This is a genomic window from Thermobifida sp., from assembly GCF_017577275.1.
GTDB lineage: Bacteria > Actinomycetota > Actinomycetes > Streptosporangiales > Streptosporangiaceae > Thermobifida > Thermobifida fusca.
This window is the reverse complement of sequence record NZ_PITY01000008.1, coordinates 21,359-33,288: the sequence shown is the minus strand read 5'-3', so window position 1 is coordinate 33,288 and position 11,930 is coordinate 21,359. Positions and strand designations below refer to the sequence as shown.

The following is an 11,930-nucleotide window of genomic DNA, read 5'->3' as shown; positions in this document are numbered from 1 at the left end:
CTGCTATCCCGACCCTGAGTATCGGGAGCAGGCCCGGAGCTTCATGCAGTCGCCCGAGAGCGGGTGGCGTGATTTCCTGGTGACCACGCGCAGCGGCGCGGTGCTGGAGACGTCGTGGGCGAACATTCGCCTCCCCGACGACACGCAGATCGGGATCGGGATCGACGTGCGCGAGCAGCGCCGCTGGGCCGCGCGGGCCGCGGAGACCCGGCGCGAGCTGGGCGTGCCGCCCGAGGCGTTCCTGCTGGTGCACGTGGCGAACTTCCGCCCGGTGAAGAACCACCGGCTGCTCGTCGCGGCGGCGCGGCGGGTGCTGCGGTCTGCGGGCGGCGGCGGGCCCGAGGATGTGGGGGTGGTCGCCTACGCCGACTCGCCCGTAGCCGAGCACGCCGAACCGCCGATGACCAGCGTCAACCAGCCCACCGAGCTGATGGGCCGGGAGATGGCCCGGCTGCTCGTGGACCGGATCACCGGGGAGACCACCGAACCGGTGCGGCTGGTGCTGGAGACCCATTTGATGGTGCGGGAATCCGGGTGAGGTCCGCACGTCGCCCTAGATCCGCGCCCGCGGTGGACGACACCCGCTGACTGGGCCGCGCTGACGCGAGGATAAAGAGGACAACGGGAGGCAGGCGGAAGCCGGTGGAGACGCTCCGAGCACGGTGCGAAGTGGACGACTGCGAGTGGTGCGCGCAGAGCGGTGTTCCGTGCCGCTGCTGCGGCGGGAGCGGCCAGTGGCGGCCGGAGCGGCCGAAACGCGACCCTGACGGGGTGATCGGCTGGATCCGGGTGGTGGAGATGTGCCGTATGTGCGGCGGCACCGGCAAAGAGCACAATCCGCTGTAACCGGCGGCCGGATGAGGGGCCCGCGCAAAGGGGACCGGTAGGTTTCCCCCGAGGACGGTGCCTGGGCGTGGGGCCCGGGACTGCGGACAGGGGGTGCACGATGCGCTGGGTTACCTATCTTTCCCCTAGCGGGGGCGAGCAGCGTCCCGGAGTAGTGGACGACGGCTGTGTGTTCGGCTATCCGGGGCCTGAGGATCTGCCCCAGCTGCTGGCGAAGGGCACTGCCGCGCTGCGGGAGGCCCACCGGCAGGCGTTGGCGGAGCCGGTGGAGATCATCGTGGAGTTCGAGACCCGGTTGTGCGCCCCGTTGGTCCCGGAGCGTCCGCTGACCGTGGTCCGCGTGGAGGCGGACCCGCTCGCCCTCCACCCGGCGCTGGTGCGCGGCACGGATGACGGCGTGCTGCTTCCCCCGGGGACCGGTGTGCTGGACGCCGAAGTGGGCGTGGCCGCGTTCGCCTCCAGCACGGGGGAGGTCGTCGGGTACACGCTCGCCTGCTTGTGGAGCACGCCGCAGCGGAAGACGGTCGCGGTGACGCTCGGTCCGGCACTGGTGACCGAGGAGGAGCTCGACGGTGCCGCGGTTTTCCCGTTCACGGTGAGCGTGGACGACGTGGCGGCCGCCCAGGGGACGGTGGAGCGCGGCCTGCTGGCCCGCCGGGCCGAAGCCGACAGGGGGCCGGTGGGGGTGCTGCCCGCGCGGGTCCGGTCGCTGGCCGCGGGCGCGGAGTTCTTTGTCGACGCGGGGCTGCTCGGCATGTTCGAACTGCGGGTCGGCTCCGGTACGGGCACCTGAGGAGCACGGGGCCGACCCCGCGTGGCGGGGACCGCAGCCTTGCGTGGCGTCCACCACGCTGCCAGGAGTTTTCCACAGACCTTATACGGACGTGCACAAAAAGTTATCCATGTGATGGAATGGGGCTGCGCCATCCTCACAGTACGGGAACTTCTGGCGGAAAAGGGCGCAAAAGACTAGACCAGTGAGACGTAACGGTATACACCGTTTGTAGGTAGTTCCGGTGATTAGGGACGATCGGGGTAGTGCGGGGCACCTGTCCCAATTGGTACGCTAGCGGCTCACGTACGCTGTTCCCGGTTCAGCGCTGCGCGACGCCACAGCCTCCCACTTTGAGGCTCCGCGGCGACAAGATCTCCCTTCTTGTTACCGGGTCCCCTACCCATGACACCTCCGACGGCGCACTGTGGTACGCACAGCGGGCCGGATGGTGCTTGTCCGGTACCCACCCCACGGGGCCTGTGAGTCCGAAAATGCCCCAGGCGGTGACACGAAAGGTTGCGAAGGTCCGTGTCGACACGAGCGACAAACAACGGCGCTGACGCCAAGGACGACGCGCCGGAGCAGGCCGAGAAGACAGAGACCACGGCCAAGCGCCCCGCCAGACGGTGGGACCCCAGGAACTGGCGCGTCCGTTCCCGGTTGGTGGCGCTCGTTGTCGTCCCCACCGCGGCCGCGCTGATTCTGGGAGTCGTCAGATTCTCCGAGAGCGCCCTGAACACGTTCCGGAACGAGCGCACCGAGGCGATGGTGACGCTCGCCGAGGACATCGTGCAGTTGGGCAACGAGCTCGGTAAGGAGCGCATGCTCGTTGCCGCCTACATCGCCGACAACCCCAACCCCACGCGGCGCTCCAACGATCGCGCGGTCGCGCTGCAAGAGCAGCAGAAGATCGTTGACCAAGAGCTCAACGACGTCCGTGCAGGAGCGAACGAACTAGGCACCCCCTCCGACCCGCTCGTCAAGGAGCGGCTCGACATCATGCTCGACTCCTTGGAGAAACTGAACGGGGTGCGGGAGGAGGTCACCAGCACCAGGGTCACGATGCTTCCGGCGGTCACCAAGTACCGCCAGATCATCTCCACGCTCACCGACTTTGTGGAGACGCTGGCCAACGCCACCAACACCTCTTCGGAGCTGCGGGAGAGCGTCCGTGCGCTCAGCGCGCTCGGCCGGGCCCGGGACGACCAGTCCTACGAGGCCGCGCTCATGGTGCACTCCCTGATCCGCGACTCGATGTCCGGCGGTGTGCAGGACTCGATTGAGAGCACCCAGGCGCGCTACAACAACGAGATCCGCAACTTCCGCAACAGCGCGACCCCCGCGCAGGAGGCGCTGCTCGACGAGAACTACGGAGGCTTGGACGTCAGCCGGCTGGGCACCATGCGGCTGCGTGCCCTGCTGCGGGCCGATGAAGGCCAGCCGCTGACGGGGATCACGGACGGGGACGACGCGGACAGCTACCAGCAGACGGCCCTCAGCGCTCTGGACACGCTGGCCAAGGTGGAGAGCTCCCTGGCCAGGATGGTGCGCGCCGAGGCGACCGCCCACAAGGAGCAGGGCCGCAGGCTGCTGCTCTTCGACAGCATCACGGTGCTCTTCGTCGTCGTCTTCGTCTTCTTGACGACCTCGTGGGTGGCGCGCAGCATGGTGATCCCGCTGCGGGTCCTGCGGGACGGCGCGATGCGGATCGCCGCGAAGGACCTGCCCGAAGCGATCGTCCGGATGCGCGAGACGAACGTGCGTCCAGAAGAGGTGAAGATTACCCCGCTCGAAGTCGACTCCTCCGACGAGTTCGGCGAGGTGGCCCGCTCCTTCGACGAGGTGCACCGCTCCGCGCTGCGGCTGGCTGCTGACGAGGCCGCCCTGCGGGCCAACGTCAACGCGATGTTCGTGAACCTATCGCGGCGGAGCCAGAGCCTGGTGGAGCGGCAGCTGCGCCTTATCGAGCACCTGGAGCAGAGCGAGCAGGACGAAGAGCGTCTGGCAGAGCTGTTCCAGCTCGACCACTTGGCCACCCGCATGCGCCGCAACAACGAGAACCTGCTGGTCCTCTCCGGGCAGGACAACACCCGCAAGTGGGCCCAGCCGGTTCCGCTGGTCGACGTGCTGCGGGCCGCGGTCTCCGAGGTGGAGCAGTACGCGCGGGTCAACGTGCGCGCCCCCTCCCACGTGTCGGTGCTGGGCCGCCCAGTCAACGACGTCGTCCACCTCATCGCCGAGCTGGTGGAGAACGCCACCGTGTTCTCCGCGCACGACACCCAGGTGTCGGTGACCGCGCAGGCTGTCGACAACGGCGACATCATCATCGAGATCACCGACTCGGGTATCGGTATGTCGGCCGAGGAGCTGGAGAGCGCCAACCAGAAGCTCGCCGAGCCTCCGGTGATCGACGTTGCGGTCTCCCGCCGCATGGGTCTGTTCGTGGTGAGCCGCCTGGCCAACCGGCACGGTATCGAGGTGCGGCTGCGTCCGGCGCACAACGGCGGTATCACTGCCGCGGTGCGGCTGCCCAACGACCTGCTCATCACCCCGGTCGAGCCGACGCCTCCGGCGCTCACCTCGGGGCGTGGCACCACTGTTCCGGACACGTACGCCGAGGCGACCGCGGCGTTCGCGTCGTCGCCGGCTCCGGCGGATCCCGCGGACAGCGTGTGGGAGCCGCGTACCAGCAACGACCGCCCGGTGTGGGAGCCGCGCACAACCCCCTCGGGGCTGCCGAAGCGGCCCGACCCGGCGACCCGTGCCGCCCAGCAGGGCCAGCAGACCCCGCCGGAGCACCCGCCGAGCGGCGAGGACCTGTGGGACGCGGGATGGAAGCGGTCGGTGTCCCGCACCACTTCCCCCCAACCGGTGGCGGACCGTCCGGAGACGCCGCGCACGGAAACCCCGCGTCCGGAGACCCCGCGGACCGAGACTCCGCGCACGGAGAGCCCGGCGGACACCACGTCGACGTCGGCGATACCGACGGTGTCCGATTCGCGTCCGTCTGCTGCGGACACCGTGGGATCGTCCCGCACCGGCGGGCAGAGCGTCTACGGCTACTCCCTGGACCGGCCGGGACAGCGCTCCGCTCACCCGCTCGGGGACACGCGCAGCAGCACCTCGGAGCGGCAGGGCTGGCAGCAGAATCCGCTGTCGTCGTCCTACTCCAGCGGTAGCGGCCGCACCGAGCAGCCCGAGGTGCGGGAGGGCTACGGATCCACCGCCTACCTGTCCAAGCGGTACGGCCCGGGAAGCGGAAACCAGAACACGATCATTCCGCCGTCCCCGGAGCACGAGTCCAACGAGCCGCTGCCGATCTTCGACTCCATCGAGTCGAACTGGTTCCGTCGCCGCACAGTGCGTCCGGCGGTGACGACGACGGAAACCGGTCCGATCAGCGCCGTCAGCACGCCCGACGGGCTGGGCACCGAGCCTGCTGCTCCTGCTCAGCAGCAGAGCCAGCAGCCCCGCCCCGAGGACGAGTGGCGTTCGGCTGCGGACGCCGGTTGGAAGACCGCGGCGGAACGGGCCAGTGCACCGATTGCGGGTGGCATTACCGCCTCGGGCCTGCCGAAGCGGATTCCGCGCGCGAACCTGGTGCCGGGTGCTGCTCCGGCTCCGGAGAACTTCAAGCAGATCACGTCGCGCTCCGCGGAGCGGGTGCGCAGCCGGTTCTCCAGTTTCCAGCAGGGCATCCGTCAGGGACGCGACGCCCTGAACAAGCGCTCGTCCCAGGAGGAATAATGTCCGATTTGAAGGTCGGTGTCCCGTGACGTTGCAGCCGACCAGGCCTATGCCAGGGAGTGGATACCAGATGCCCAATGAATTAACATCATCTGCACTTCCCGGACATGGCATCGCAATCAAGTCATCCGCGAAAAACTCTCGGCTGTCGGCCGTTTACCCAATCGGTCGATGTGAAGGCTGGGACCGACAGGAGAGCAGATGAGTCAACCGGTTAATGAACTCAACTGGCTGATCACTGACTTCGCCAATCGTGTGCCCGATGTGGCTCACGCGATTGTGGTGTCGTCGGACGGTCTACCGTTGGCGGCTTCAGCCGGGTTCCCTGCTGACCGTGCCGACCAGTTGGCTGCGATCGCCTCCGGTCTCTCCAGCCTCACACAAGGTGCAGCCCGGGTCTTTGAAGGCGGAGCAGTCGCGCAGACCGTGGTTGAGATGGAGCGTGGGCTGCTCCTTATCATGGCCATCAGCGACGGATCATGCCTTGCGGTGCTCGCTGCCGCCGAATGTGACCTCGGTCTGGTCGGCTACGAGATGACACTGCTCGTAGAGCGGGCCGGCCGGGCACTGACTCCGGCAGCACGCACTCCGGGCGTCCACTGACCCACCACCGACAGGAGGAAGTGGTGGCACCACCTCACGGTAGAGACTCCGGGAGCGCCTCATGGTTTGGCGACCCGTCAGCCAGTGCCTCGAGGCCGCTGTCCGACCCGCTAGCCGGTGGAGAACCGCCTACCACCCCACAGGTCACCGGGCAGCAGTGGTCCATCGGTGAAAGCGCGCCGAGTTCGTTGGTACGGCCTTACGCGGTGACCCGTGGCCGGACCAAGCCGAAGACTCATCTGCCGTTGGAAGCACTGATTTCCACGACCGCGACGGCGCGCAGCGAGTTCGGGACGCTTACTCCCGAATGCCAGGCGATTACCGACCTGTGTCGGGAGTGGCGATCAGTGGCGGAGATCTCTGCCCTGTGCCGGATACCGCTCGGTGTCGCGCGAGTTCTGGTGGCGGATATGGCAGAACAGGGTCTTGTGCAGATCAGGTCGTCGCTGAACACCGACAGCCGGCCCAATGTCAACCTGCTTGAAAGGGTACTCAGTGGACTTCGCAAGCTCTAGCCCGGCCGACGAGGGCGGTGCTGTGGCGAATGCGATGACGTCGGTGAAGATCGTCGTCGCCGGGGGCTTCGGCGTCGGGAAGACGACGTTTGTGGGGTCGGTCTCTGAGATCGTTCCACTGACCACCGAAGCGGTGATGACTAGCGCCAGCGTCGGAGTCGACGACTTGGCGAAAACACCGGACAAGCAGACGACCACAGTCGCCATGGACTTCGGTCGGGTGTCCCTCGACTCCGACCTCATCCTCTACCTGTTCGGTACCCCCGGGCAGCACCGCTTCTGGTTCATGTGGGATGACTTGGTCAAAGGAGCCATCGGCGCGGTGGTCCTGGTGGACACCCGCCGCCTGGCGGACTGCTTCCCGGCCATCGACTACTTCGAAGAAGCGAAGCTGCCGTTCATCGTCGCAATCAACGGTTTCGACTCTTACTTCCCCCACTCGATCAGCGAGGTGCGGGACGCCTTGACGCTCAGCGAGGACATTCCGATCGTGCAGTGCGACGCCCGGGACCGGGCGTCCACCAAGGCGACGCTGATCCGCCTGGTGGAGCACGCGATCGCGGTCGGGGACGCCTCCGCGGAGCAGACTACCCCCACGGGCGGCCACCCCTCCTGGCGGTAGGGAAGATTACCGAGGATTCGGGTCCGGCACCTGGTGCCGGGCCCCCTTTTTTTGCCGCGTCTCCCGGCGGTGGTGCTGGACCTGGGTTCGGTGACCAGGAATCATGCGGGCATGACTTTCCACGATGAACGCAGGGCTTTCTGGGAGGAGCGCCTCGACGCGGACTGGACGGAGACCGGGGTCGGCTACCGGGCTTTGGGTCGGTCGTTCAACGAGTGGATGTACCGGGTGCGCCAGGAGGTGTTCGCGGAGCGGGTGGGGGCGCTCGCCGTGGACTGGTCTCGGGCGCGGGTGTTGGACGTGGGCTCGGGGACCGGGTTCTATGTCCGCGCCTGGCAGCGGTTGGGCGCGGTCGCGGTCACTGGCTGCGATTTGACGGAGGCCGCGGTGGTGCGGCTGCGGGAGCGGTTTCCGGGGCTGCGGTTCGAACGGGTGGATATCGCCGACCCGCAGGGGGTGTTCGACGAGGCTGAGTTCGACGCGGTCTCCTGTATGGACGTGCTGTTCCATATCACGGACGACGAGCGTTACGCGGCCGCGGTGAAGTCGATCGCCCACCTGGTGCGGTCTGGCGGGTATTTCGTGTTCTCGGAGAATTTCCTGCACCGTCCGGCCCAGCGCGGCGTCAACCAGGTCAACCGTCCGTTGGAGTGGATCACTGCCCGGTTGGATGAGGCCGGGTTCGACGTGGTGCACCGGTCGCCGTTCCTCATGCTCATGAACGCGCAGGTGGATGCGGGGCCGGTGTGGCGCAAGCTGTGGGGCGGCCTGCTGCGCGCGGTGACGCTCACCGAGCCGACGGGGTGGCTGGCCGGGGCGGCGCTCTACCCGTTGGAGCGGCATTTGGTGCGCACGCGGATGGAGAGCCCGACCACGGAGATCATGATCTGCCGCCGCCGATGAATCTGTTTTGTGGATTTATGTGGTGTTTTGTCCGGTTCGTGGATGTGGTTCGGGCTGGTGGGTAGAAGCCCCCACAGTTCCCGTCCGCGCACAGACCAGCGGATTGTCGCGGGAACGGAACAAAGGGGGGAGAATCATGACCACAGCCAAGGACATCATGCACGAGGGTGTCCAGTGCATTGAGACGAACACGAACCTGGTGACCGCGGCGCGCATGATGCGGGACCTCGGAGTCGGTGCTCTGCCGATCTGCGGGGAGGACAACCGACTGAAGGGCATCATCACGGACCGCGACATCGTGGTGAAGTGCCTGGCGGAAGGCAAGGACCCGAACACCTGTAACGCGATCGAGCTCGCCGAGGGCACCCCGTTCTACGTGGACGCCTCCGACGACATTGAGACCTTGCTGCAGGAGATGACGCAGCACAAGGTCAAGCGGATGCCGGTGATCGAGAACAAGCAGCTCGTCGGCATTGTGAGCGAGGCGGACCTTGCCCAGCACTTGCCGGAGGAAGAGCTCGGCCGGTTCGTGGAGGCGATCAAGTCGGGCCCGCCCGACCACATCGTCTGAGCCGGGTGGCGTGATGACCGCGGGCGGTTCTCTGCCCGGCGGCGGGGGACCGCCCGCCGGTCCGCATGGCTGCCGGCCGCTAGGCGGGCAGTCCGAGTTCCCGGGCGATGACCATCCGCTGGATTTCTGAGGTGCCTTCGCCGATTTCGAGGATTTTGGCGTCGCGGTAGAAGCGTCCGACCGGGTATTCGTTCATGAACCCGTAGCCCCCGAAGATCTGGGTGGCGTCGCGGGCGTTGTCCATGGCCGCGTGGGACGCGACGAGTTTGGCGATGGCGGCTTCTTTTTTGAACGGCTGCCCGGCCAGCAGGCGTGCGGCCGCGTCGTAGTAGGCGAGCCGGGCGGTGTGCACGCGGGCGGCCATGTCCGCGATCTTGAATTGGATCGCCTGGTAGCGGCCGATTTCGCGGCCGAAGGCGACGCGCTGGCCGACGTAGCGCAGGCATTCGTCGACGCAGCCTTGGGCGAGTCCGACGGCGAGCGCGGCGATAGCGATGCGGCCTTCGTCGAGGATACTCAGGAATTGGGCGTAGCCGCGGCCGCGTTCGCCGAGGAGGTTGGCTTCAGGGACCCGGCAGTCGGTGAACACGAGTTCGTTGGTGTCGGAGGCGCACCAGCCGACTTTGGAGTACCGCTGGCCAATAGTGAAGCCGGGAGTGCCGGCGGGGACGATGATCGCGGAGATTTCGGGGCGTCCGTCGGGCCGTTGTCCGGTGACCGCGGTGACGGTGACGAGCGCGGTGATGTCGGTGCCGGAGTTGGTGATGAAGCTTTTGGTGCCGTTGATGACCCATTCTCCGGCATCGAGGCGGGCGGTGGTGCGGGTGGCGCCCGCATCGGAGCCGCCTTCGGGTTCGGTGAGGCCGAACGCGCCGAGGGCTTCTCCGGAGCAGAGCCGGGGCAGCCAGGTGGCTTGCTGTTCAGGGGTGCCGAACCGGTAGATCGGCATTGCGCCGAGGGAGACGGCGGCTTCCAGGGTGATGGCGACGGACGAGTCGACGCGGGCGAGTTCTTCCAGGGCGAGGCAGAGCGCCAGGTAGTCGCCGCCCATGCCGCCGACGTCTTCGGGGAACGGCAGGCCGAACAGGCCCATGCGCCCCATGGCGGCGACGATCTCGTAGGGGAAGGCGGCGCGTTCGTAGTAGTCGCCGATGACAGGCGCGACTTCGGTGCGGGCAAATTCGGCGACGGTGCGGCGCAGTTCTTCGTGTTCGTCGCTGAGACGGTAGGACATCAGCGCGGCTCCTCGGTAGCAGCAGTGGTCGACGGAACGTGGGTGGCGGCCGGGGCGGCCGCCGGGGTGACGACGGCGAGGAGGGCATCAAGGGGAACGGACTGTCCGGGACGGGCGTGCAGTTCGGTGACGGTGCCGTCGACGGGTGCGGCCACGGGGTGCTCCATTTTCATGGCTTCGACGACGGCGAGGGTCTGTCCGGCGCGGACGGTGTCGCCGACGGCGACGGGCACGTCGAGGACGGTGCCGGGCATGGGGCTGCGCACGGCGCCGTCGGCGTGCCCGCTGGTGCGGCGCAGCGGGGCGGTGCGGGGGGCGTCGCGGAAGCACCAGGCCGCGCCCGCATGGCCGAGCCACAGGTCGTGCCCGTCCGTGGCGCGGGTGTAGTGGCGGGCCTGGCCCGCGTAGGTGACGTGCAGGCTGCGCCCGTCTGGGGAGCGGACCGCGGTGGCTTCGTGCGGGTCGGCGTCGGCGACGCGCACGTGGAAGCGGTGCGGGTGGTCGTGGTCGGCGCGGACGCGCACGGTGACGGGGTCGCTGCCGGGCGAGTGGAGCCGCCACACGGTCCACGCGGGTTCGCCGAGCCGCCACCCGTCGGGGATGGTGAACCGGTTGGCGGGGTCGCTGGTCGCGACCAGGTCGAGGTGCCGGTCGAGGGCCGCGGCGGCGAGCACGTCGGGGCCTGCCTGGAGGGCGGGGGCGAGCTCGGGGTGGAGGTGTTCGACGAGCCCGGTGCTGAGCTGTCCGGCGGCGACGTCGGGGTGGGCGAGCAGGGCGCGGAGGAACGCGGTGTTGGTGCCGCAGCCGAGCAGTGTGGTGCGGGCGAGGGCCGCGTCGGCGCGGCGGAGCGCACTAGCGCGGTCGTGGTCCCAGACGACGAGTTTGGCGAGCAGCGGGTCGTAGGCGGAGGTGACGGTGGTGCCTTCGCTGATGCCGGAGTCGACGCGGATGCCGGGCCCGTGGGGTTCGGCGACGTGGAGGATGCGGCCGCCGGTGGGCAGGAAGTTCCGCGCCGGGTCTTCCGCATAGATGCGGCATTCGATCGCGTGCCCCTGCCAGGTGATGTCGTCTTGGGTGAACGGCAGGGCTTCGCCGAGGGCGATGCGGAGTTGCGCTTCCACCAGGTCGATGCCGCGGGTGCCGCGGATGGCGGTGACGGCTTCGGTGACGGGGTGTTCGACTTGGAGCCGCGTGTTCATTTCGAGGAAGAAGAAGCGGTCGGTGTCGTCCCCGGGCACGATGAATTCCACGGTGCCCGCCCCCACGTACCCGCAGGCGCGTGCCGCGGCCACAGCGGCCTGGCCCATGGCGTTCCGCTGCTCGGGGGTGAGCAGCGGGGAGGGGGCTTCTTCCACGATCTTCTGGTGGCGGCGCTGGAGGCTGCATTCGCGTTCCCCCAGGTGGACGATGGTGCCGTGCGTGTCGGCGAGGATTTGCACTTCGATGTGGCGGGGGCGGGCGACGTACCGTTCCGCGAGCAGGGTGGCGTCGCCGAAGGCGGCGCGGGCTTCGCGGCGGGCGGCGGCTGCGGCGTCCGCGAGCTCGTCCGGGCTGTGGACGAGCCGCATGCCTTTCCCGCCGCCGCCAGCGGAGGGTTTGAGGAGCAGGGGGTAGCCGATCTGTGCGGCTGCGGCGGTGAGGTCGGTTGCGGACAGGGGGTGGCCGGGGTCTTCCGCGAATCCGGGGAGGACGGGCACTCCGGCGGCGGCCACGGTCTGTTTGGCGCGGATTTTGTCGCCCATGGCGGCGATCGAGTCCGGGGTCGGGCCGACGAAGACGAGTCCGGCCGCAGTGCAGGCGCGGGCGAAGCCGGCGTTTTCGGCGAGGAACCCGTAGCCGGGGTGGATGAGGGCTGCTCCGCTGGCGTGTGCCGCGGCGATGATCGCGTCCCCGTCCAGGTAGTCGGGGATGCGTAGCGCGCTGTCGGCGGCGCGCACGTGGGGCGCGTCCGCGTCCTGGTCGGTGTAGACGGCGATGGCGGGCAGGGCGAGCTGCCGCAGGGTGCGGATGATCCGCACGGCGATTTCGCCCCGGTTGGCGACGAGGACGGCGGGGGCGGTGCGTAGCGGTGCGGGAAACGGTGTGGTCATCGCGGTGCTCCGTTCTGCTGCGGG

The 11,930-nt window shown here is 68.5% G+C and carries 11 protein-coding genes; 9 read left to right on the top strand and 2 right to left on the bottom strand.

Going from position 1 to position 11,930, the window contains the following annotated elements; all coding sequences use genetic code 11:
- The 9 genes from CW348_RS00710 to CW348_RS00670 all read left to right on the top strand — a co-directional run.
- Positions 1-538, top strand: a 538-nt coding sequence (locus CW348_RS00710; protein WP_287462360.1) for a substrate-binding domain-containing protein, incomplete at its 5' end; no start/stop codon positions are given.
- 104 nt (positions 539-642) lie between these two features.
- Positions 643-846 carry a hypothetical protein gene (locus CW348_RS00705; protein WP_081430397.1) on the top strand — a complete coding sequence of 68 codons (204 nt, stop codon included), beginning with the start codon at positions 643-645 and terminating at the stop codon, positions 844-846.
- 100 nt (positions 847-946) lie between these two features.
- Positions 947-1,639 carry a hypothetical protein gene (locus CW348_RS00700; RefSeq protein WP_011291386.1) on the top strand — a complete coding sequence of 231 codons (693 nt, stop codon included), beginning with the start codon at positions 947-949 and terminating at the stop codon, positions 1,637-1,639.
- Positions 1,640-2,149: 510 nt separating this feature from the next.
- Entirely contained in the window at positions 2,150-5,368 is a 3,219-nt protein-coding gene (locus tag CW348_RS00695) for a nitrate- and nitrite sensing domain-containing protein (protein ID WP_104612895.1), read from the top strand.
- Positions 5,369-5,569: 201 nt separating this feature from the next.
- Positions 5,570-5,971: a roadblock/LC7 domain-containing protein gene (locus CW348_RS00690; RefSeq protein WP_011291388.1), complete on the top strand. Its 402-nt coding sequence runs from the start codon at positions 5,570-5,572 to the stop codon at positions 5,969-5,971.
- Between the two features lie 20 nt (positions 5,972-5,991).
- Positions 5,992-6,486: a DUF742 domain-containing protein gene (locus tag CW348_RS00685; protein WP_011291389.1), complete on the top strand. Its 495-nt coding sequence runs from the start codon at positions 5,992-5,994 to the stop codon at positions 6,484-6,486.
- A 34-nt stretch (positions 6,487-6,520) separates the two neighbouring features.
- Complete coding sequence (locus tag CW348_RS00680; RefSeq protein ID WP_011291390.1) at positions 6,521-7,108, top strand: ATP/GTP-binding protein; 588 nt, start codon at positions 6,521-6,523, stop codon at positions 7,106-7,108.
- 111 nt (positions 7,109-7,219) lie between these two features.
- Positions 7,220-8,011: a bifunctional 2-polyprenyl-6-hydroxyphenol methylase/3-demethylubiquinol 3-O-methyltransferase UbiG gene (locus CW348_RS00675; RefSeq protein WP_011291391.1), complete on the top strand. Its 792-nt coding sequence runs from the start codon at positions 7,220-7,222 to the stop codon at positions 8,009-8,011.
- Between the two features lie 136 nt (positions 8,012-8,147).
- On the top strand, positions 8,148-8,582 hold the full coding sequence (locus CW348_RS00670) for a CBS domain-containing protein (protein ID WP_011291392.1): 435 nt from the start codon (positions 8,148-8,150) through the stop codon (positions 8,580-8,582).
- Positions 8,583-8,661: 79 nt separating this feature from the next.
- Here the strand turns inward: CW348_RS00670 and CW348_RS00665 are convergent, their stop codons facing one another.
- Together CW348_RS00665 and CW348_RS00660 are read right to left on the bottom strand one after the other, a co-directional pair.
- Complete coding sequence (locus CW348_RS00665; protein WP_011291393.1) at positions 8,662-9,816, bottom strand: acyl-CoA dehydrogenase family protein; 1,155 nt, start codon at positions 9,814-9,816, stop codon at positions 8,662-8,664.
- Entirely contained in the window at positions 9,816-11,906 is a 2,091-nt protein-coding gene (locus CW348_RS00660) for a biotin carboxylase N-terminal domain-containing protein (protein ID WP_011291394.1), read from the bottom strand. Before CW348_RS00660 ends, CW348_RS00665 begins: the two co-directional genes overlap by 1 nt.
- Between the last annotated feature and the right edge of the window lie 24 nt (positions 11,907-11,930).

Excerpts from the sequence above, each read along its gene's own strand:
- CW348_RS00700 (WP_011291386.1), top strand. The coding sequence starts at position 947 with ATGCGCTGGGTTACCTATCTTTCCCCTAGCGGGGGCGAGCAGCGTCCC.
- CW348_RS00690 (WP_011291388.1), top strand. The coding sequence starts at position 5,570 with ATGAGTCAACCGGTTAATGAACTCAACTGGCTGATCACTGACTTCGCC.
- CW348_RS00680 (WP_011291390.1), top strand. The coding sequence starts at position 6,521 with ATGACGTCGGTGAAGATCGTCGTCGCCGGGGGCTTCGGCGTCGGGAAG.
- CW348_RS00675 (WP_011291391.1), top strand. The coding sequence starts at position 7,220 with ATGACTTTCCACGATGAACGCAGGGCTTTCTGGGAGGAGCGCCTCGAC.
- CW348_RS00670 (WP_011291392.1), top strand. The coding sequence starts at position 8,148 with ATGACCACAGCCAAGGACATCATGCACGAGGGTGTCCAGTGCATTGAG.
- CW348_RS00665 (WP_011291393.1), bottom strand. The coding sequence starts at position 9,816 with ATGTCCTACCGTCTCAGCGACGAACACGAAGAACTGCGCCGCACCGTC.
- CW348_RS00660 (WP_011291394.1), bottom strand. The coding sequence starts at position 11,906 with ATGACCACACCGTTTCCCGCACCGCTACGCACCGCCCCCGCCGTCCTC.